Origin of the sequence: Aminobacter sp. MSH1 (genome assembly GCF_003071665.1) — a bacterium.
GTDB lineage: Bacteria > Pseudomonadota > Alphaproteobacteria > Rhizobiales > Rhizobiaceae > Aminobacter > Aminobacter niigataensis.
Map to the genome: position 1 here is coordinate 2205970 of NZ_CP026265.1, position 21173 is coordinate 2227142.

Sequence of the window (21173 nt, forward strand, 5' to 3'; positions counted from 1 at the left end):
TATTGCTTCAAGCTTGCGCGAGGGTGGGAGCTTGCCTTCGAAGGGCCAAGCTTACTCACCGCCACGCCCCGTTTCCGGTCTGGCTATTGTCTGGAGAGTTCGGGAAGCGGGGCGCGGGGCCGTGCCTGCCGAATGCTAAATGGTGACGCGAACCCGCGCACCGCCGGCGATTTCCGCCCCGTCCGTTCCGCTTCCGGGGCATCGGGCATTTTCGCCCATGCCCCCACTAGCGCATCGTCCAGCGCACCCGGGCCGTAATACCCGAGGGGGAACCCTTGGACGGAACCTCCCCGGACCATGAGCCACGTTAGCCCTTGATCGGAGGCGCCGGTTCCTCCCCGCATGCCACCGTCGCGACCGGCGTTCCCGCGGGAGAAACTGGCATGGATTGTACGGGAGGTTTTTGGGGGCGTGGAAAAGCGGGGTGGATCTATCCACGCGGATTGCTGACAGATGGTGACACATCGGGATGTGTCGGCGTTGGTTCTGGACCACAGCGGCAATTGCCACTTCACCCATGGATCCCCGGGTCTCCGCAGGTCGCTTTGCTTCTGCTCCGCCCGAGGATGACGAGCTTCGTTAGACGTCGCCGCCAATCTTCAACGTATGCGATTGGCGAGGAAGGGAGGATCGCGATGTGGAGGGAAGGCTGCTCGCAAGGACATCCACGAAGCCTGGTTCGCTCACAGCCATCGCCGCACGCGTCGCCTGTAGTCGAGATAGGCATCGCCGAAGCGACGTTCGAGGTAGGCCTCCTCGCGGGCAACGACGCCGTAGCGGATCACGATGGCAAGAGGAACAGTGAGGACAAGGATCCACGGGCTCAGTGCGGCGACGCCGATGCCGCCATAGAGTAGGAACATGCCGAGGTAGATAGGATTGCGCGTCCACCCGTGAATGCTTGAGGTGACGAGCACGCGGGTCGGCTCATAGGTGGGCACCGGTGTCGCCGCTCGCGAGAAGTTGCGAATACCCGCGATCGCGAGCGCAAAGCCGGTGAGGATCAGGCAACCGCCGACCAGACGGACCAGATCGCTCGCCGCGACAGGGGCCATCAAAGGCAGCAGGCGATCCGCGGCCAGTCCAAGCAGAAGAGCGCCAAGAAACAGCAGAGGCGGCCGCGCGATGACGCCTGCCGTTCCAGTGTCGTTCACTTGTTGGTCAGATGGTTCACGCATGAATGCTCCCGCAGATGCTGGAGGACGAAATTCAATGCAAAACGACAACCAAGGTGTCATTCTACAAATTGACAACCATGGTGTCAATGACGGAGGCTGTGCAGCTTGTTTTGCGCAATTCCGGACGGAAAACCGCTGCACACTTTTCCTGGAATTGCTCTCACGGGACGAAGGCGATGACGTCGGCACGACAGGAGACCGGGATGGCGGCTGAGACGGGGGCGGGCCCAACCGCCGACAACAAGGCAGAGGCGATCGCCGAGCTGATGCTCGAAGTGGCCCAGTGCTTCTTCAGGATACGGGCAATCGGCCAGAAGACCGGATTGATCACCAGCTGGGGCGGCGGTGCGTTCGGTTTCATCCGAAGCCTGGCGGTGCTTGGTCCGCTGACGGTGCCGCAGATCGCCCAGATGCGGCCCACAAGCCGCCAGCGCATGCAGCGGCTGGCGGACGAGCTTGCGGCCGAGGGGCTGGTGGCATTCATCGACAATCCGAAGCACCGGCGCTCGAAGCTGGTGCAGCTGACGCCAAAAGGCGAAGCGCGCTATCGCGAGATGAACGCCCAGCTCCTGGCGATTGCCTCGAGCATGGGCGTCGCCCTCAGCGAAGCCGATATCCTCAATACCACCGAGATCGTGCGGCAGCTGAGCGATGATGTGAAAGCGCGGTCGGAGCGGCTGCCGTAGCAGGCACCGCCACGCCGTTCAGGCGCTCTTGGGTTTCTTCTGCGAGCGGACGGATCGGGCGGCGAGCACCGAGGTGTTTAGGGCCACGGCGGCGCGGATGAGCGCCTTCAACGCCTCTTCATCGATGGTGTCGCCCTCGTGGAAATCGATGGCACGCCTGGTGTTGCCTTCGAGGCTGGAGTTGAACAGGCCCTTCGGGTCTTCCACCGAGGCGCCCCTGGCGAAGGTCATCTTCACGGCGTTCTTGTAGGTCTCGCCGGTGCAGATGATGCCGGCATGCGACCAGACCGGAACGCCGCGCCACTTCACCTCCTCGACGATGTCGTGGTCGGCCTGCAGGATCAGGGCGCGTACCCGGGCAAGCGTCTGGCCGCGCCAATCGCCGAGCGCAGTGATCTTCTCATCGATCTGCCGGGAAGCTGCGACTCCGCTGCCCGCTTCATTCGAGGCCGTTTTCTTTTCCATTCTTTCCTCCTCGATGGGCAGATTGCGCTTGACCCTCAATGCAGGTCGATCGGGCCTTTCGGCGTGACGATGGCCGCAGCGAGGCTGGTGGGACGCTCGATCAGACGATGGACGCGTGGCGGCTGGGCGCCGCTGTGCAGCGACCTGAGCTTCTCGCCGATCTCGGCGTCGGCATGGGTGGCGCGTTGATTGTGGCGGACATATTCGAGCCAGGTCGGCGTGTGGTAGCTCTCGACCCAGATTTCGGGGTTTTCCAGGTCGCGCGCCAGCGTCCAGTTGCGGGCGCCGTCGCGGCGGCGGATGCGGCGACGCTCGGCCATGGCATCGAGGAAGGCGGGTACGTCTTCCTCGCGGATGATGAACTCGATGATGATGGCGATGGGTCCGCTGCGCGGCTGGACGTCGAGCGCCAGATGCGGTTCGCGGAAGCGGTTCAGCGGGTCGAGGTTGAGCGCCGTATGCTCGGGCAGGGGCAGGAGGAAACCGATCGCGGCGCCGGCCAGCATGACGATGCCGGCGACGATGAGGGCAGTCGCCGGGCCATGGCCTTCGGCGATCAGGCCCCAGACCCAACTGCCGAGCGCCATGCCGCCGAAGGTCGCCATCTGGTAGATCGAGAGCGCGCGGCCGACGACCCAGCGCGGCGTCGACATCTGCACGGTGATGTTGAAGTGCGACAGCGCCAGCACCCAGCAGGCGCCGCCGATGAGCAGGCCGGCGCTGGTGACCCAGGCGTTCGAGCTCCAGGCGGCGATCCAGCTGCACAGGGCAAAGCCGAGGAAGGACGAGCGCACGATCGCCTCGCTCGACATGCTGCTGCGGATGCGGCCGCTGATCAGCGCGCCGCCGACGGCGCCGACGCCGAAAGCGCCGAGCATGATGCCGTAGGTCAGCGGGCCGCTGGCGACGAGATCGCGGGCGACGAGCGGCAGCAGCGCCTGGAGGACGACGGCGGTGAAGCCGAAGGCGAAGCTGCGCAGCAGGACCTTGCCGATGTTGGGCGACATGGCGATGTAGCGCAGCCCTGCACCCATGGCGTGGCCGAGCGTTTCGCGCGGCAGCGGGTTCGCCGGATACTGCGGACGCCAGCGAAACAGGACGAAGATGATGGCGAAATAGCTCAGCGTGTTGACGGCGAAGGCGGCAGCCGCTCCGGCGGCGGCGACGATGATGCCGCCGATGGCCGGGCCGACGCTGCGCGTCATGTTGAAGCCCATCGAATTGAGCGCCACCGCCGCCGGCATGACCGGGCGGGGAACCATGTCGCCGACGGAGGCCTGCCAGGACGGGTTGTTAAGCGCCGTGCCGCAGCCGATGAGGAAGGTGAAGGCGAGCAGCAGCCACGGCGTGATCAGTCCGAGATAGGCAACGAGCGTCAGCAGCGCCGAGACCGCCAGCATGAAGCACTGGGCCGTCAACATGACGCGGCGGCGGTCGAAGCTGTCGGCAAGGGCGCCCGAGACCAGCGAAAACAGCATGATCGGCAGCGTGATCGAGGCCTGGACCAGCGCCACCATGTCCGACGAGGTGGCGATCGAGGTCATCAGCCAGGCGGCGCCGACCGACTGGATCAGGCTGCCGAAATTCGATGCCAGGCTGGCGAGCCAGACGGAACGGAAAATGCCGTGCTTGAACGGCTCGAGTGCAGAACCTCGCTCGTACTGGTGGTCGTCGTCCATGCGCCAAGCCGGCCGAGCCGGATGCCCTCGTGTGAATCGTCGTCGTGCGACTAGACCATGATCGGCGAGCGGGGTGAACCCATTTGTCGAAGGCCGGCATAGGCCAAGGCCGCTTCGCCGGCGGTCCAGTGGGCGCAGGCCCGCGGCCTGCTCAGAAGCCGGTTTCGATGCGCTCGAAGATGACGTTGGTGAAGGCTGAGATCTGGGCGCCGATGAACGGGCCGGTCAGCGCCACGACCAGGAAGATGGCGACGATCTTGGGCACGAAGGTGAGCGTGATTTCCTGGATCTGGGTCAGCGCCTGGATGAGGGCGATGCCGACGCCGACCAGCATGGCTGCGGCCACGGCGGGCGCCGAGGCGGTCAGCACGGTCCAGATGGCGAACTGGACAAGGTCGAGGGCATCGGCCTCGTTCACGCCGGCGTGGCCTTGATCGAAACGCCGGGATTGATGACGACCTGCTTGCCGTCGGTCAGGACGGCGACGACGCCGTCCTTGAACAGGCGGACTTCGGCGACGACGCCGGAGGTCTTGCCGTCGGGCGAGGTGACGGTCCGGCCGATCAGCGCGTCGGCCTGGGCGAGCGCCGAGCCCTGCAGGATCTGGTCGAGGCGCGTGTTCATCTGCACCGACTGTTCGACCTGCGAGAAGGTGGCGAGCTGCGCCACATACTGGGTCGAGTCCATCGGCTTGGTCGGGTCCTGGTTCTTCATCTGCGCGACGAGCAGCTTGAGGAACGAATTGTAGTCGACCTGGGTCTTGGACGGCGCCGGCGTGCCGGTGGCCGTCTTGTTGGTGCTGGTGGAGCCCGGCACCGAGGCGGTGTAGTCGATGGCCATCAGAATGTACCTCCGGCTGCGATGGCGTGCTCGGCCAACTGCGGCTGGTCGTTGCTGGCCATGGCGCGCTTTTCCAGGGGATAGAGCGAGCGGATGGTCTTCAGCGCCTCGTAGACATGGTCCTCGGCGACGAGGCGGTCGATATGCTTGAGGCTCGACAGGATTTCGGGATTGTCGAAGGTGGCAAGCAGCAGCGGCAGCGACCGGCGGAACATATCGCGGGCCTCGACGGCGCCGACGGGATCGACCAGCATGACCTGCAGGATGAAGTAGAGCTGGCGCAGCGGCGTCGATGCCTGCTCGGGCTGCAGCACATGGCTTTCGAGCAGGAACTGCACGTCGTTGAGCAGTTCGAGCGAGACCTTGCGGTCGACGCGGACGACCGCGCCGTTGATGTAGATCTTCTCGTTGGCCTTCAGCGAAATCTTCAGGGTGTTTTTCATTGGATGCCGTCGCGGATGATCTGCGAGACCTCAATCAGGCCTTCGAAGCTGTCGGTGCGGCCCTGGCGGATGTCTTCGGCTTCACGCAGCAGCCACAGGCCGATGGAGATGAGGTTGGCGCGGAGTTCCTTCGGCAGCTCGTTCTCGGGGCTGCCGAGGTCGTCGAGCAGCGATGTCCACACCCGGTTGGTGAAGTTCAGCGCCTGTATGGCCTCGTTGGAATTGGCTCCGACCTCGCTGGCCGTGGTCAGCATGTCGATCGAGCGCGTGAGAAGCTGACGTTCGCGATCCCGCGCATCGGCGACGGAGTCGGTCTGGATGTCGGCATAGGAGAATTGATACATATGCGTCCCGTTTGTTGCCGGTCAGGTCAGAGATACTTCATCAGGCTGAGCTGCTGGATGCGCGCGGTCAGCGCGTAGGATCTGTCTATCTGCGATACCAGGTCGGCGACGCGCGCCGAAGCCACGTAGTAATCGACACCCTCGGTGTCGAGGATGTAGCGCTCGTACAGGTCCACCTGCACGTTGATGCGGTCGGTGGCGCTCTTGACGCGCTGTTCGATGATGCCGGTCTGCGCTTCCAACTGGCCGATGTCGCTGATGGCCTCGCCGATGCTCGACACGGCATGGGTGACGAGCGCGCCACGTGCGGCGTTGCCGACATTGCTGTCGAGCAGGTCGCTGATGATGGCGGCCGACATGGCGATCTTGCGAATGCCCTCGTTGTTGGCGCTGACCGAGGTCTCGGTGGTCTCGTTGAGCGTGATGCGGCTGGTGATGCCTTGATTGGTGGCATTCGACCACGGGCTGCCGGCTGGAGGTGGCGTCTGCCAGTCGGCGCCGAGGAACATCGGCTCGACGATGGTGGACATGAAATTGTTCATGTCGGCCGCGGTGATGTCCTGGGCGTCGGCATGGTTCTGGCTGAAGCCGAAATAGCCAGCGAAGGCGGCGTCGAAGGCCACCTTGGTTGGCGAGCCCGGCTTGAAGTCGTTGATCGGCTTGACGTCGGTGTTGGTGCCGGAAAACAGATATTCGCCGTTGAGGCTGGTGTTGAGCACCGAGGTCAGCGTGTCGAGCGTGGCACGCCCGCTCTTCTGGGTCAGCGCGTAGGCGGCGTCGCCCGAGGCACTGCTGGTCAGGCTCGAGAGGAAGGACTGGGCGGCGGCGCCAACCTGGGTCAAGGCTTTCTGCGTCGCCGATAGCCGGGCCGAAACCAGCCCGTTGGAATCGACGATGCCGCCAAGCCGTTCGAGGTCGCGATGGAGCGTGACCGACTGGGCGGTGCGGGCGCCGAGCGCCAGTCCGGTGTCGGCGACGAATCCAGACGAGGCTTCCTTCTGTGCCTTGGCCAATTCCGACTGCTGGCGCAGCAGCGAGTAGCGCAGTGCGCTGGTGACGGCGGCGGAAGAGACGAAGGTGGTTTTCATCGCTACCTCACCGCCGCAAGCAGCGCCGACAGCATCTCGTCGACCGCCTTAATGAGGCGCGCCGAGGCCTGGTAGGATTGTTCGAGTTCGAGCAGCAGCGACATTTCGACGTCGACATTGACCGACGTCTCGTTGGACAGCGCCTCGGCCGTGCGCACGGCCAGCGCTTCCTTGGTCTCGGACGCGCTGGAAGCCTGCTTGCGCATGCCCTCGAGCCAGCCGATCGAGTTGGTGGTGAAGGTGCTGAGGCTCGACGAGGCGCTGATGCCCGCGGCCGGATCGAAGCTCATGGTCTGGTCGATGCGGTCGCCGTAGGAGATCAGCAGGTCGGCGTAGGAGGCGTTCGCTGCCGGGTTCTTGATGTAGCCAGCGCCATTGATGCCGCCGTCGCGCAGTAGCTTGGGGTTGCCACCGGCAGCCGGGTCGACGGCCGGATTGAGGCGGATCGAGCGGGCGAGGCCGTTGACCAGTCCGCCGGGGACCGCCGGTCCGCCCGACCAGGTGAACAGGCCGGCCTGGTCGGCAAGCGCGGGCGCGGTTTCGGAAAAAGCCGTGATCAGGCCGCGCGCCGTCTCGTCGAGCTGGGCCTGCATGGTGACGGCGACGCTGTCGCGCAACTGGACGAGGCCGGCGAGCTTGCCCGCCGCATCGGTGTTGGCGCCGGTGCCGGGCTGAACCGGCACGCCGTCGATGTAGATCTTGTTGCCCGCGGCACCTGGGGCATAGCCGGCCGATGGGGAGAAGCTGACAGCACGCGGGACGGTTTCGAACAATGTCGAACCGTCGGCCGTGGTGATGACCATGTCGTTGTCGGAGCGCTTGAAGGTCGAGATCGGCACGATCTCGGAGATCTTCTTCAGGATGGCGTCGCGCTGGTCGAGCGAATCGTTGACGTCGCGGCCGGTGCGGGTGCCCGCGATGATGGTCTTGTTGGCCTGCTCGAAATCGGCCAGAAGCCGGTTCAGATCGTCGACCGTGGTGGCGATTTCGCTGTCGGTCTCGGTGCGGAAACGCTGGATCGCGCTGGACCCGTCGTTGAGCGTGCGGACCACCTGGCGGGCGGCGTCGATAGCGGCCACGCCGAGGTTCTGGTTGGACGGGGAGGCGGCGTAGAATTGCAGCGCCTGCTGGAACTTGCCGAGCGCCGTTGCCGGCGAGCCCGCGTTGTCGCTGCCGTTCACGTCGAGGGTGAGTTTCTGCAGGCCCTCGAAGAGCGTGCTCTGGCCGGAGAAGGAGGCGAGCGCGGACAGGTTCTGACGGAACAGAAGTTCGTTGGTCGCCCGCTGTATCTCGACGACGCGCGCGCCAGGGCCGGTGCTTGCCAGCATGGCCGAGCGGCGCGCGTAGTCGGGGTTCTGCGCCTCCGAGACGTTGCGGGAAACGTTGCTGGTCTGGCGCGACGTGTGGAGAAGCGCGGATTGGGCGATGTTGAGGGCAGACGTCAGGGACATGCGGGATCTTTCGCGGGCTGAGGCCCGTCAGTCCTATCTCTTCAGGTTGACGAGGACATCCATGAGGTCGGCGCCGGTTTGGAAGACCTTGGAATTGGCGGTGTAATTGCGCTGGGACTCGATCATGGCGGTGAGTTCTTCGGCGATGTCGACGTTGGAATTCTCTACCGCGCCGGAGACGACCTTGCCGTTCTTGCCTTCGGTCGGCCAGCCGATAGTGACTGCGCCCGATTCCGCGCCCTGGCTGAAGACGTTGCCGGAGATGACGGTCAGCTTGTCGGGGCTGGGGACGTTGGCCATGGGGATCGAGAACAGCGCCTTCATCGAGCCGTTGGCATATTGGGCGTAGACGGTACCGTCCTTGTCGATCTCGATGCGCTCGATCTTGCTGGGCGGGCTACCGTCGATGACGGCCTTGGCGACGCTGTAATCGGCATCGGCCTGCGTCATCTTCGACAGGTCGATGGTCAGCGCGGCGCCGCCCGGTACGGTCAGCGTGATGTCGGTCGCGCTCGTGGCGGTCAGCTTGCCGGTGGCGTCGAAATCGAGCGTTTCGGTGGAAAGTGCAGCTCCCGTGTAGGGGAAGCCTCCCGCCGTTGCCTGCGACTGGTCGAAGACCGTGACTTCCCAGGTGCCTGCCGCCGTCTTGCTCATGTAGACGTCGAGGATCACCTGTCCGCCGGCGCTGTTGTAGGCGACGACAGACGATTTGGCCGTATAGGCAGCTGTGGCGGCGTTGGCCGATGGCAGATTGGCAGCCGGGACGATGGTCGCATCGCGCGGCAGGTTGGCTGCGAACGTGCCGTTCTCGCTCGCCGCCCACTGGGGCGTCGTGTCGTCGATCTTGATGGCGTCGATCTGGCTGGGGTCTATTGGCGCACCCGGCCTGGGGCCCTGGCTCAGATCCCAGCCCTGGAGCCTGAAACCGGCGGTGTTGACGAGATAGCCGTCCTTGTCGGGCACGAAGGCGCCGGCGCGGGTCAGGAACGTGGTGCCGCCAGCGTCTTCGACGACGAAGAAGCCGTCGCCGTCGATGGCGAGATCGGTGACCGACGTGGTGTATTGCAGGGCGCCCTGCTTGCTGATCGAGTTGATCACCGTGGTGGTGACGCCCCCGGAATTGTAGCTGCCGGCAGTGCTCGGCAGGACCAGGGACGAGAATTCGGTAGAGGCGCGCTTGTAGCCGGTCGTGCTCGAATTGGCGATGTTGTCAGCGACCGTCGAGAGGCGGTTCGCCTGGGAGTTCATCCCCGACACGCCAGTCCGCATCATTCCATAGAGGCTCATCGGTGGTCTCTCCAATTCTCATGCCACGAAGCAAAACTACGCAACATGTCTTGCGCGAGGCTGGTCAGACAACCAGCCGGTAGCCAAGGAAGCGTTTTGAGTCGATCGGATCGTGGCCGAGACGCTCACGCAGCTTCTTGCGTAGCTTGGAGATGTGGCTTTCGACGACATTTTCTTCGACTTCTTCGTCGAAGACACCATAGATGGCGTTGAACACCTGGGTCTTGGTGACGCGGCGGCCGCTGTTGCTTGCCAGATATTCGAGGATGCGGCGTTCGCGGCGCGGCAGCGGCATCGGCTGGCCGTCGATCTCGGGATCGCGGCCATCCATGAAGATGCGCATGGCGCCGATCTGGGTGAAGCCGGTGTCTTCCTGGGCGCGGCGGCGGATCGCCGAGATGCGGGCCAGGATTTCGCGGATGTGGACCGGCTTGCGAATGACGTCGTCGACGCCGGACTCGAAAAGCTTGAGCGTGTTCTCGAGATTGTTCTGCTCGCTGAGCGCGATCACGGGCGCCTTGGAGCGGTCCCGCAGCTGGCGCGGAGAGATCGAACCCTCGTTGCAGTCGCCAATGAGGAAGGCGCGCACCGAGCGCAGATCCTCTTCGGGAGCGCTGGTCACCCATTCGCCGAACTCGCCCGAACGGAAGCCCGCGCAAGCCACGCCTTCCCGGTCGAAAAGTGAATTATAGCCTTTAGTGACGAGCTCGCGCTCGTCGACAACAACAATCATCGGCCCCGCCTCCGAATCAGAAAAAATGCCCCGTTAACCAATCGGTAATGGGTCGAGACCAAGGCGACCAATCGTGAATTCTTGCCGCTATTTTTTAGGGAGTCTGGAATCGCATGGGTTGAAGCGGTTGCACGACATGCGTGCATCCGGGTTTCAGGTCGGCGATGAAGGTCGAGGTCGCGGTCGTGGCCGGGTCAGCGTGGCGCAAAACCGCCTAGGGGTTGCAGAAGACCTTGGCGTTTTCGGTCCAGCGGCCAAAGCCGGTGGCGACCATGTTGGCGATGACGCGGCAGACATAACGCTTCTGCGCGGGGTCGTTGTCGGGGCCGGCGTGATAGCGGGCGACGGCCATGGACCAGGACTCGTGGCGGCTGTGCAGGTTGACCAGGAAACGCGCGGCATAGTCGACATTGCGGCGCGGATCGAGCATGTCGCGCACGCTGCGGAACTCGGCAGCGTGATAGCGGTGGTTGATCTGCATGCAGCCGAGGTCGATCAGCGTCTTGCCTTCGCTGCGGGCTGTATCGAAGGCGGCAAGAGCTTCGGCCGCGCTCTTTGGAAAGACAGCTTTTCCTTCTATATTCAATGCGTTGGGCTGAAGACTGCCCTTCCTGCCGGTTTCGGTCAGGCCGACTGCATAAAGGATGCCGACCGGCACGCCATAGCGGTCGGCGGCGCGCAGGATCTCCGGCTCGCACGGATTGGCCGCGGCTGCGGCCAGACCGGTCGCGGCACTAGATATAGCGGCTGCTGCCAGGGCGATCCGTGCGAGGCGACGAGATGTTGCGTGCATTGGCTTCTTCATTTGCCGCTCTCCCACCGGGACGTCCACTCCCTGAATTGCCACCTTCGCCGCCCATCCCGTCCGACTGGAAAGCCGGCTGTTCGCGGCCGCCGGAGCCGGAGGAAAGGCCACCGCCGTCGCTGCGCGTCTGCGCCTGCGCGGGCGACTGAGGCTGCAGGATGGTGACGCGGTCGACGTCGAAGCCGAGGCCACGAAGGGCGGTGTTGATCGCTTCGCGGTCGGCCGAGAGGCGGTGATAGGCCTCGGCATTCTCGACTTCGATCTCAACCGAAAGTTGCTCGCCGACGAGATGCAGGTTCGCCGTGACCATGCCCAATTCGACGGGGCGCAACTGGATCTTCAGAACCTGGGCCGCGGGCGCGTTTGTGGCGCTGGCCTGGAGCTGCTGGACAGCGCTCGCGGCGGCGGTGTGACGGGGTGCCGAGGAGGCAATCTCCATCGCCAGCGCGCCGGCCGTGCCGGTGGCGCCGGAGGCGACCGGGGCAGGGATTATTTGTTCGGAAATGACGCTGACGCGGGTGGCCGCGGCGGACTGTTCCGGCTGCCTGGAGGGTGTCGGGCGCGACGGCTTGTCGGCCTCGGTGGCTGCATCGCCGGTTGCCGAACCCACGGCAGAGGCCGGCGCGGACGAGGCTTCGGCGCGCGTCGGTGCTTCGGTCGCGGCCGTCATGCCGGGCGGCAATGCGGTGCCGGAGGCTGTTGCCCGGGAAGGCGCGGTGCCGGCGCTGCGCGACGGATGCTCCGTCTCCAGTGCATCGGTGGCGAGGTTCGGCTGTTCGAGGACGCCTTCCGCCTCTGTGGCGGGTGCGTCGGCCGGACCGGCACTGGCCGCCTGGCTGCCTGCCTTGCGCAATTCGCTCAACGCAAGCACCAACGGCAAAGCCGTGTCGGCTGACGCATCGGGCTTGGCAGGTTCCTTGGCCGATACTTCGGCAAGTGGCGGTTCAGCGTGTTCGACCTGTTCGCCGTGCCCGGCCGGGTTGGCGTCGACAGTGTCGTCCCTGGGCTCCGCCACATGCGGGCTGCGCACGGCTAGCCGTTCGGCCAGCTTGAGCCAGTGCTTTTCATGCGGTGCCTCGGGGGCGAGGCGCTTTTCTTCGGGCTTCTGGTCGCCCTTTTGCGATGCTGCCAGGGCGCGGTCGAAATCGGCCTGGTCGTCGTTTCCGGCGAACGCGTTGCGATCGGTGGCGGATGACTGCGATGCGAGCGGGCTTACCAGAGCCGAGCGGATGGCGTCGGTCATTTGGGGGAGCCTCCGAGAAGTTCGTCTATGGCTTCGAGCGTACGGCGCGCTTCGGTAATCTTTGGGTCTTCCGCTTCAGGCGGGGCTTCGGCGGAAGCCGGCTGCGCCGCCGCCGTCAGGGGCACTATCCTGGGCTTGAGACTGGGCGCGGCCGCGACTGCCGGCTCCTGGATCGTGGTCACCGGCCGTGTTTCGGGGGCGGGCGTCTCGGCCGCATCGGGAACCATCGGATCGGCTGCCGGCGTGGCGATGTCGATCGGCGCCGGCGGCAGGTCTTCGATGTCGACAGGCTTCGGCTTGGCGTTCGGCGAAGCCGGCAGGGCCGAGGTCAGTCCGGAAGCGACGGCTTCGACGGCATCAAGCAAGGCGCGGTCGCCCTTGGACAGCTTGTCGCGATCGATGCCGCTGAGCTTGCCCAGCATGTCGTCGGCCGAGCCTGAGGTGACAGACGACAGCCCGGAATAGAGCTGGGTGCGCGGGTCGGCATCGTTGCGCTGGCCGTCGCGTCCCCGTTCGGCCTTGGCGGCGGCGAAGGCGGAAAGCTCGGTAAGCCCGTCGATCGCGGCACGCCGGGCGACGCGGAGGTAGACGACCCGTTCCTGCTCGGCATCCATCATCGCGGTGATCTCGCCCAAGGCATCGAGGCTGATCGAGGCATGCAGCGCGACGATGCCGGCAACGAAGGCGTCGGCGAACTGGCTGGCATAGGGCGAGCGCAGATAATAGCGGACATACTGGGTCGAACTGCGCAGGAAGCGGGCGCCGTCCTCGAGCCGGGGGGCGAGCGCCACCGAACGGCGCAGCGCGGCCTCCTCGACGAGGGTGCCGGGGCTGAGCAGCCGGGCCTGGTCGAACAGCTTCATCGCCTGTTCGGGCTCCTGGGCAATGCTGACCGAACCCTTGACCAGCGCCAGGAAGGCGCCCAGTTCGGAAATCTGCGTCAGCGGGTCGACCGAAGCGAGGGCGTCGACGGTGCTCTTGGGCTTGCCCCTGAGATAGTCGATGATGCCTTGCGCCAGCGCCTGGTCGGCCTCTTCGAGGCTGAGGCGCGAGACGACCTGCTCGATGGTCAGCGGGTTGCCGCCGCTCATGGCGTAGATCAGCAGGGCGCGAAAATTCTTGGGTTCCTTGAATGCGTCGGGACTGGCCGCGCGCATGTTCTCGTCGGTCATTTCGAGCAGGCGGCGCTGCATCGGCAGCGAGGCCTGGTCGCCGGCGGCGATGCGGTCCTGCACCAGCTGCAGGCAGCGCACCATCTGGTAGGGCTCGAGCGCCGGCGCCTCGGCGGCGCGCGCGTGCTCGGGCGCCGTCACCGCAAGCAAAGCGACGAACGCGGCGCCGGAGAGGGTCGCCGCGAGCCTCATTCAGCCCGCTCCAGCAGGATTTCGATACGACGGTTGGTGGCCGAGAACGGCTCCGCCGTGTCCTTGAGCTTGCGGTCGGCGAAGCCGGCGACCTCGACGATGCGCTTCTCGTCGAGCCCGGCGCGCACCAGCATGTAGTAGGCCGAGTGGGCGCGCGCGGTCGACAGCCGCCAGTTGTCGTAGCCGCCGCCACGGAAGGGGCGGGCGTCGGTGTGGCCGTTGATCGAGACGTTGCCTTCGTGGGCGGCGATGGTCCTGGCGATCTTTTCCATGGCCAGCACCAGCTGCTTGCGCGGCACGGCGGAGCCGATCTCGAACATGCCGAAATCGAACTGCTCGGTGACCGAGATGACGACGCCCTTGTCGGTGGCGACGACGGACAGGCCGTCGGGCAGGTTCTTGCCCGACTTGATCGCCTCGGCGAGTTCGCGCCGGATGGCGTCGGCCTCGCCGATGGTGTGTTCGCTCGGTGCGGCGCTGGGCTTCGGCTTTTCGGCCATTGCCTCGGCTTCCGCGGTCTCGGCCTTCGGGGCGTCGCCCGGCTTGGCGCCGTCGCGGGCGAGGGCGCCGGGAGCGATGTCGAGCGGCGAACTCTGCTCGGCGGCCTCAGGCTTGGGCTCCGGCACTTTCACCGGCTCGGATGTGGCGGAGCGCTCGGTCTTGTCGCCGGGCTTTGCCGGATCGCCTTCGATGGCCGCGCGCTCGGCGCTTGCCTCGGCGATAGGCGTGGCGACCTGCTCGGTCCAGAAATCGGGCGCGAAGGGATCGCGATAGGCTTCGCCGCCGGAGGCGCCGCTGGACGGACCGGCATTCTGCGCGCCGCCTTCGCCCCGTTCGGAGACATTGGCCTTGGTGCCGGTGTCCTGGGCAATCTCGGCCAGCACGGCATAGGGGTCGTTGAACAGGTGTTCGTCGGAGCGCTTGACGACGTGTGCGGAATCCCTGGAATTCTGTTCGGTCGCGGGGCCGGCATTGCCACGCCCGTCGGTACCAGCCTTGCCGCTGGCCTCCTGCGGGCTCTCGGCGGTCAGGCCGACGGAATTGGGGCCGTCGCCGAGCTCTTCCAGTCCCTTGCGGCTGGCGTTGCGGTCTACGAGCTTGACCGGGTTGAAGTAACTCGCCACCGCAGCCTTGGTCTGCTCGTTGGCGGCGCTGATGAGCCACATGACGAGGAAGAAGCACATCATCGCCGTCATGAAGTCGGCGAAGGCGATCTTCCATGCACCACCGTGGTGGCCTTCGTCGTGATCGGAATGGGCACGCCGGACGATGACGATCTCGTGGCGCGGCTCGGTGCCGTCGGCGACACTCATGGCAAGGTCTCTGTCAGGGCAGTCGACCACTCGCCGAGGCGGGTCTCGAACAGGTTGTCATCGATCGAGACGCTGAGGTCGAAGCCGACCCCCTCGCTGAAGTCTATGTTTTCGGCACGGCCGCCGATGGCGGTTGCCAGCGCGTCGAACAGGAATTGCGGGCCGCTGACCTTGATGCGCACGGCATCGCGGTCGGCGGTGGCCGAGAGGATCGCGGTGGCAAGGGCATCGATCGAGCGGGTGGCGATGTCGTCGCTGACCAGGCCGGCGACGACGCGGGCGGCGGCGTCGGTGGCGAGATGGACGACGCGGGTCTCCATCTCGGCGATGCGCGCGCCGATGACGGCGCCGATGTCGGTGCCGAAGCGGGCGCCCAGGTTGGCGATTTCGGACGCATGGCGCTGGCGCTCGGCTTCAAGGGCGGCCTGGTGCTCGGTGTCCAGGCGTATCGCCAGTTCGGCCTCGGCCGTGGCGACTGCTGCCGCGACGATGGCCGGGATGTCCGGATCTGGAACCGCCTTGGGATAGGAATTCGGTGCCGGGGCTTCGACGTCGGAGGCATTTGCGGCCAGCGGCGCGAAGTCGGTCAGCCTTTCGAAAAGTGCGGCAATCGACATCAGGCGGCGACTTCCTGGGCAGCCCATTTGCGCAGGATCAGTGCGGTGCGCTCTTCATTGATGTCGACCATGCGGGCGAGGCGGTCCTGCGGGGCGGGACGCAGCTTGTTGCGCAGGTCGTCGATGGCGGTGGGACGCGCGCCGGGCAGGGCCGCAGGCGCTTCGGCGGAGGCGGAACCGGCATCCGGCGTCGGCAGCGAACGCTGGACCTCGTCGAAGCTGGGCCCGGCGATGGCGGCCGGGACCGGCTTGGAAAGGGCGGACGCAAGCGGCCGCAGGCCGAAGAAGGCGACGAGGAAGACGACGACGATGAAGGCCGCAGCGTTGATCAGCGTGCCGGCGTGCTGGCCAACCGAAGCGAGGACGCCGGGGCTGGCGATCTCCTCGCCGTCGAGGCCGTCGATGAACTCCACTGCCGAGACGTTGATCAGGTCGCCGCGCTTTTCGTCGAAGCCGGTGGCCGAGATTACCATCTTCTGGATCTCGGCGACGCGGGTGGCGATCGCCTCCGGCGTGGCGTCCTTGCCGAGGATCGTAGCGAGGCGCTGCTGGTTTACGACGACGGCGATCGACATCTTGGTCACCGAATAGCCGTTCGAGACGGTCGCGATACGCTTCGAGTTCATCTCATAGTTGGTGATCTCTTCCTTGCGGTCGCTGGCCGAAGTCGACTGCGGCCCGTCCGTCGCGGTGGCCTCGGCATCGGGCAGGTTCTGCTCGACGGTAGCAGGCGTGGCGGACTGCTTTTGGTTGCTGTTTTCGTTGGCGCGGACGACCTGGACGGAGCGTTCGACGCGCGACTCGGGATCGAAGATGGTCTCTTCGGTCTGGCGCGAGTCGGTGTTGACGTCGGCCTTGACGCTGGCGCGGAAATTGTCCGGGCCGAGATAGGCGGCAAGCGCGCGGCGGATGTTGTCCTCGATCTGGGTCTCGACGGTGCGCTCGACGCCGATGGAGCGGGCGGCACTCGAATTGTTGGGATCGTCGCCCGCCGCAAGCAGGTTGCCGCTCGAATCAAGCACGGTCACCCGCTCGGCATCGAGGCCAGGCACCGCAGCGGCGACCAGATGCCGGATCGACATGGCGCTCTTGTCGGCATCGAGGCTGGAGGCGCGGATGACGACGGAGGCCGAAGGCTTCTGCTCGTCGCGGCGGAAGTTGGCGCGTTCGGACATGACGATGTGGACGCGGGCGGCCTTGATGCCCGTGATCGACTGGATGGTGCGGGCGATCTCGCCTTCCAGCGCACGGACGCGGGTGACCTGCTGCATGAAGGAGGTGAGGCCGAGCGAGCCGACATTGTCGAAGAGTTCGTAACCGGCGTTGGCGCTTGTCGGCAGGCCCTTTTCGGCAAGCAGCATGCGTGCCTGCGCGGTCTTGCCGGCGGGGACCAGGACCGTCGTGCCGTCGGAGGCGACGTCGAAGCCGATGCCGGCCTCGCCGAGGACCATGCCGATCTGGTTCACGTCAGAGCGTTCCAGCCCGACATAGAGCGTCTCGTAGGCCGGGCGGTTGAGATAGACGGAAGCCACGCCGACGACGGCGATGACCAACGCCGTGATGCCGCCGAGTATGGCGAGCCGGCGCGGGCCAAAACTCCTGAAATTGGCAACTATGCTCTGTAGCTGTTCGGGCACGTGCGTAGGCTCCCCGCAATATCTTCCGCGGAGACCCTAGACCTCGAAGCTTGTGCGAAAATGATATGGGCCGCGCACGAGGCGCGGCCCATTGAAAAAGAAGGGGCGTTTCAGATGCCGATCAGCTCTTGAACAGCGCCAGGATGTTCTGCGAGTTCGAGTTGGCGATCGACAATGCCTGGATGCCGAGCTGCTGCTGCACCTGGAGCGCCTGCAGACGGGTCGATTCCTTGTTCATGTCGGCGTCGACGAGCTGGCCGACGCCACGGTCGATGGAGTCCATCAGGCTGGTCGTGAAGTTTTTCTGCAGGTCGATCTGCTTCTTGGCCGCGCCGAGCGTGGTTGCGACGTCGGTCAGATCCTTGAGTACTTCGTCGACCTTGGAGATCATCTGGTTGATGATGTCGTTGGTCACGCCCGTCGCCATGATGTCGAGATTATGGACCGACACGTTGTCGACCCTTGTCGTCGCGCCGGCTGCGGCCAGGCCTGCGGTGTGCGCCGCGATGTCGGTGCCGCCGCCGGCAAGCGAAGCGGCATAGGCCGTGTCGTACTGGGTCTGCGCCGCGGCGGTAGCATAGACGGAGGTCTTGCGGTCGAGGTGGCCGGAATTCTTGACCTCGGCTGCGAGGCCGGAATCGAACAGCTTGACGCCTTCGACATCGACATCGATGGTGCCGAGCGTGACCTTGCCGTCGGCGCCACGGTTGAAGGCGGACACGATCTTGGCGTCGGGCTGCACACCGTCGTTGGCGGCGGCAATCTGCTTCGAGGTCACCGACAGGATGTTGGTGCCGGAGAAGGTGGCGGCATCCGCATAGGACTTCATCTGGCCCTGGAGGGCCTCGATTTCGGTCTGGATCTTGGCCTTGTCGGAATCGCTGGCGCTGTAGGCGGCGACGAGCTTGATCTTGATCTGGTCGACGGTCTCCAGAACCTTGTTCATGCCGGTATAGGCGGTGTCGACCTTGGAGGCGCCGAGACCGAGCGCATCCTGCACGGTGGAGAGCGCCTGGTTGTCGGAGCGCATGGTGGTGGCGATCGACCAGTAGGCGGCGTTGTCCATCGCTTCAGCGACCCGGTAGCCGGTCGAGATGCGGGCTTGCGTGGTCTGGAGCGCCTTGTTTGTGGCGTTGAGGCTCTGAAGCGCGGTCAGGGCCGAAGCGTTGGTCATGATACTGGACATCGAAATACCCCCTCTGAAATCCGCGCGCTGCGCAGGACCGCCCTAGCAATTGGTTAACCATAACTACCGTTTCATGGTTAACGAGCGATTAAGGGTGGCATGCCCACGCGCGGCCGATGACGCGGCGGAACTTATCTCGGGGGGAGCTTGCGCGGGGCTAGCGTCGTGGGGCGGCGGCCTTAGGCAGGGGACAAAAGCAAATCGGGCCGCATCCAGGGGTGCGGCCCGATCTTCAGATCGTTAGAGACGATCGTGTCAGCGGAACAGCGACAGGATGGTCTGCGAGTTGCCGTTGGCGATCGACAGAGCCTGGATGCCGAGCTGCTGCTGGACCTGGATGGCCTGCAGGCGGGTCGATTCCTTGTTCATGTCGGCATCGACGAGCTGGCCGACGCCGCGATCGATGGAGTCCATCAGGCTCGAGGTGAAGGTCTTTTGCAGTTCGATGCGGTTCTTGGCAGCGCCGAGGTCGGTGGCGGCCGTGTTCATTTCCTTGAGCGCCGCTTCGACGCGCTGCAGGTGTTCACCGACCTCAGTGTCGGTGGTGGCAGCGGTCAGAGCAATGCCGGAAACGGCCGTGCCGGCGCCGGCGGCGCCGGTGGCGGTACGGGTCTTGTCGAGGATGCCCTTCGGAGCAGCGCCGGCTTCGAACAGCTTGATGTTCTCGACCTTGACGTCGATGGTCGAGATCGAGGCAGCGCCCGATGCGTCGCGGTTGAAGGCCGAGACGATCTTGACGTCGGCAGCGGCGGCGGCACCGTTGGTCGAGAGCATGTTGGTGCCGGAGAAGGTCGCGCCGTCGGCATAGGCCTTCAGCTGGCTCTGCAGCGCCTGGATCTCGGTGTTGATCTTTTCCTTGTCGGCACCCGAAGCGCCGTTGGCGGCGACGAGCTTGACCTTGATCTCGTTGAGAGTGTCGATGGCCTTGTTCATGCCGGTGTAGGCGGTGTCGACCTTCGAAGCGCCGAGACCGAGCGAGTCCTGGACCGTCGAGAGTGCCTTGTTGTCCGAACGCATGGTGGTGGCGATCGACCAGTAGGCAGCGTTGTCGGAGGCTTCGGCGACGCGGAGACCCGTGGCGATGCGGCCCTGGGTGGTCTGGAGTGCCTTGTTGGTGGCGGCGAGGGTCTGCAGCGCGGTCATTGCCGACGCGTTGGTATTGATGCTGGACATGGGAATAACGCCCCTAGGAAAATGCAAAATACAGGGACATACCGGATCGGCCGGTATGACGGAGAGGCATCATGCCCATGACCCGAAGGTCACCCGCCATGCCCGGTAAACTGTAGGAGACTCGCTACCAAAGCTCTAAGCGGCATGGTTAACCCCGGCCGGGGTGCCGCTTTGCTTGGATTTTCCACAAATAGACTGTCCAAAAAGCAGTCGGGCCGCATCTTGCGATGCGGCCCGATGCCATAAGCTTGTTGCCTGGAACGGTTCGGTGCTAGCCGCGGAACAGCGACAGGATCGACTGCGAGTTGCTGTTGGCGATCGACAGGGCCTGGATGCCGAGCTGCTGCTGGACCTGGATGGCCTGCAGGCGGGTTGATTCCTTGTTCATGTCGGCATCGACGAGCTGGCCGACACCACGATCGATGGAGTCCATCAGGCTCGAGGTGAAGGTCTTCTGCAGTTCGATGCGGTTCTTGGCGGCGCCGAGATCGGTGGCAGCCGTGTTCATCTGCTTGAGCGCGGTTTCTACCTTGCCGAGCAGGCCGGCAAAGAACTGGTCGCCGACAGTGGTGATGTTGAAATTGAACACCGAAACGCCTGCGGTCGACGTCGCACCGACGACGCCGCCCGATGCGGGCAGCACGGCGGCAGCCGCGCCGGCCGTGTGCGCGGCCGTATCGGCGCCGCCGCCGGCGACCGAGGCGGCATAGGCCTTGTCATAGGCCGCCTGCGCGGCGGCCGAATCCCAGATTGCGGTCTGGCGGTCGAGGATGCCGGCATTCTTGATGTAGGTCGGGTTTGCGGCGTTGGTGTCGAACAGCTTGATGTTCTCGACCTTGATGTCGATGGTCGAGATCGAAGCCGTGCCGGCCGCGTTGCGATTGAAGGCCGAGACGATCTTCGCATCGGCCTGAACCGCGGTGCCGGCAGCGGCGGCTGCTGCGCCCGCCGCGGTCTTGTCCGAAGACACGGACAGAAAGTTTGCGCCTGAGAAGGTGGCGCCGTCGGCATAGGCCTTCAGCTGCTTCTGCAGCGCCTTGATATCGGTGTCGATCTTGGCCTTGTCGGCAGCCGAGGCACCGGTGGCGGCGACGATCTTGACCTTGATCTCGTTAAGGGTGTCGATCGACTTGTTCATCGCGGTGTAGGCGGTGTCGACCTTGGATGCGCCGAGGCCAAGCGAGTCCTGGACCGTCGACAGCGCCTTGTTGTCCGAACGCATGGTGGTCGCGATCGACCAGTAGGCGGCGTTGTCGGAAGCTTCGGAGACACGCAGGCCGGTGGCAATGCGGCCCTGGGTGGTGTTGAGCGCCTTGTTGGTGGCTGCGAGGGTCTGCAGCGCCGTCATTGCCGACGCGTTGGTGTTGATGCTGGACATGGGAAAATACGCCCCTAGGAAAATGCAAAAAGTACAGGGACATACCGGGTTGGCCGGTATGGCGGAGCGGCATCATGCCCATGATCGAAAAGATCACCCGCCATGGACAGGAGTGTTCCCAGATAATCCCTACCAAACTGTGTATATTCGATAGATTAGCGAAGTGTTTTTAGATTATATACTTTGGATACTTCCGAAGGCGCAGTTTGGTCTCAGTCTTCCGTTGCAGGAGTCCTGACCTGCCAAAAGCAATCGGGCCGCAT

General features: G+C 65.0%; 22 protein-coding genes. 2 read left to right on the top strand and 20 right to left on the bottom strand.

The annotated features are described in order from the left end of the window. Positions 1-683: 683 nt before the first annotated feature. Complete coding sequence (locus CO731_RS10925) at positions 684-1178, bottom strand: isoprenylcysteine carboxylmethyltransferase family protein (protein ID WP_108607118.1); 495 nt, start codon at positions 1176-1178, stop codon at positions 684-686. 34 nt (positions 1179-1212) lie between these two features. Between CO731_RS10925 and CO731_RS28715 the strand changes: the two genes are divergently transcribed. Then, the gene (locus CO731_RS28715; protein WP_159091618.1) at positions 1213-1392 is read left to right on the top strand and encodes a hypothetical protein; all 180 of its coding nucleotides are present in this window, start codon (positions 1213-1215) and stop codon (positions 1390-1392) included. Beyond that, positions 1382-1864: a MarR family transcriptional regulator gene (locus tag CO731_RS10930; RefSeq protein ID WP_108679435.1), complete on the top strand. Its 483-nt coding sequence runs from the start codon at positions 1382-1384 to the stop codon at positions 1862-1864. The genes CO731_RS28715 and CO731_RS10930 overlap by 11 nt, the downstream gene beginning before the upstream one ends. 18 nt (positions 1865-1882) lie before the next feature. Here CO731_RS10930 and CO731_RS10935 read toward each other — a convergent pair whose 3' ends face one another. From CO731_RS10935 to CO731_RS11025, 19 genes are all read right to left on the bottom strand, one after another. Then, positions 1883-2329: a DUF1801 domain-containing protein gene (locus CO731_RS10935; RefSeq protein ID WP_108609762.1), complete on the bottom strand. Its 447-nt coding sequence runs from the start codon at positions 2327-2329 to the stop codon at positions 1883-1885. A 35-nt stretch (positions 2330-2364) separates the two neighbouring features. After that, on the bottom strand, positions 2365-4008 hold the full coding sequence (locus tag CO731_RS10940; RefSeq protein ID WP_108607120.1) for an MFS transporter: 1644 nt from the start codon (positions 4006-4008) through the stop codon (positions 2365-2367). Between the two features lie 151 nt (positions 4009-4159). Beyond that, positions 4160-4426, bottom strand: a complete 267-nt coding sequence (fliQ, locus tag CO731_RS10945; RefSeq protein WP_108607121.1) for a flagellar biosynthesis protein FliQ — start codon at positions 4424-4426, stop codon at positions 4160-4162. Continuing rightward, positions 4423-4848 (bottom strand): flagellar hook assembly protein FlgD, encoded by a 426-nt coding sequence (gene flgD, locus CO731_RS10950; protein WP_108607122.1) that lies wholly within the window; start codon positions 4846-4848, stop codon positions 4423-4425. Before flgD ends, fliQ begins: the two co-directional genes overlap by 4 nt. Beyond that, positions 4848-5291 carry a flagellar biosynthesis repressor FlbT gene (gene flbT / locus CO731_RS10955; RefSeq protein WP_108607123.1) on the bottom strand — a complete coding sequence of 148 codons (444 nt, stop codon included), beginning with the start codon at positions 5289-5291 and terminating at the stop codon, positions 4848-4850. Before flbT ends, flgD begins: the two co-directional genes overlap by 1 nt. Next, the gene (gene flaF / locus CO731_RS10960; protein ID WP_108607124.1) at positions 5288-5635 is read right to left on the bottom strand and encodes a flagellar biosynthesis regulator FlaF; all 348 of its coding nucleotides are present in this window, start codon (positions 5633-5635) and stop codon (positions 5288-5290) included. Before flaF ends, flbT begins: the two co-directional genes overlap by 4 nt. Positions 5636-5661: 26 nt before the next feature. Then, positions 5662-6723: a flagellar hook-associated family protein gene (locus CO731_RS10965; protein WP_108607125.1), complete on the bottom strand. Its 1062-nt coding sequence runs from the start codon at positions 6721-6723 to the stop codon at positions 5662-5664. Positions 6724-6725: 2 nt separating this feature from the next. Then, positions 6726-8174, bottom strand: coding sequence for a flagellar hook-associated protein FlgK (flgK, locus tag CO731_RS10970; protein ID WP_108607126.1), 1449 nt, complete (start codon positions 8172-8174; stop codon positions 6726-6728). 33 nt (positions 8175-8207) lie between these two features. Continuing rightward, entirely contained in the window at positions 8208-9461 is a 1254-nt protein-coding gene (locus CO731_RS10975) for a flagellar hook protein FlgE (RefSeq protein WP_108607127.1), read from the bottom strand. Between the two features lie 64 nt (positions 9462-9525). Beyond that, the gene (locus tag CO731_RS10980; protein ID WP_108607128.1) at positions 9526-10194 is read right to left on the bottom strand and encodes a response regulator transcription factor; all 669 of its coding nucleotides are present in this window, start codon (positions 10192-10194) and stop codon (positions 9526-9528) included. Positions 10195-10408: 214 nt separating this feature from the next. Next, complete coding sequence (locus CO731_RS10985; RefSeq protein WP_108607129.1) at positions 10409-10987, bottom strand: transglycosylase SLT domain-containing protein; 579 nt, start codon at positions 10985-10987, stop codon at positions 10409-10411. Further along, positions 10929-12242, bottom strand: coding sequence for a flagellar hook-length control protein FliK (locus tag CO731_RS10990; RefSeq protein WP_108607130.1), 1314 nt, complete (start codon positions 12240-12242; stop codon positions 10929-10931). Before CO731_RS10990 ends, CO731_RS10985 begins: the two co-directional genes overlap by 59 nt. After that, positions 12239-13606, bottom strand: a complete 1368-nt coding sequence (locus tag CO731_RS10995; RefSeq protein ID WP_108607131.1) for a chemotaxis protein MotC — start codon at positions 13604-13606, stop codon at positions 12239-12241. The genes CO731_RS10990 and CO731_RS10995 overlap by 4 nt, the downstream gene beginning before the upstream one ends. Beyond that, complete coding sequence (locus tag CO731_RS11000; RefSeq protein ID WP_108607132.1) at positions 13603-14919, bottom strand: MotB family protein; 1317 nt, start codon at positions 14917-14919, stop codon at positions 13603-13605. The genes CO731_RS10995 and CO731_RS11000 overlap by 4 nt, the downstream gene beginning before the upstream one ends. After that, on the bottom strand, positions 14916-15536 hold the full coding sequence (locus tag CO731_RS11005; RefSeq protein ID WP_108607133.1) for a hypothetical protein: 621 nt from the start codon (positions 15534-15536) through the stop codon (positions 14916-14918). The genes CO731_RS11000 and CO731_RS11005 overlap by 4 nt, the downstream gene beginning before the upstream one ends. Then, on the bottom strand, positions 15536-17173 hold the full coding sequence (gene fliF / locus CO731_RS11010; protein WP_108607134.1) for a flagellar basal-body MS-ring/collar protein FliF: 1638 nt from the start codon (positions 17171-17173) through the stop codon (positions 15536-15538). The genes CO731_RS11005 and fliF overlap by 1 nt, the downstream gene beginning before the upstream one ends. Before the next feature lie 121 nt (positions 17174-17294). Further along, positions 17295-18359 (bottom strand): flagellin, encoded by a 1065-nt coding sequence (locus CO731_RS11015; protein ID WP_108607135.1) that lies wholly within the window; start codon positions 18357-18359, stop codon positions 17295-17297. Between the two features lie 255 nt (positions 18360-18614). After that, positions 18615-19532 (bottom strand): flagellin, encoded by a 918-nt coding sequence (locus CO731_RS11020; protein WP_108607136.1) that lies wholly within the window; start codon positions 19530-19532, stop codon positions 18615-18617. A gap of 271 nt (positions 19533-19803) precedes the next feature. Beyond that, a complete protein-coding gene (locus CO731_RS11025; protein ID WP_108607137.1) occupies positions 19804-20910 on the bottom strand; it encodes a flagellin in 1107 nt (368 codons plus the stop codon). Between the last annotated feature and the right edge of the window lie 263 nt (positions 20911-21173).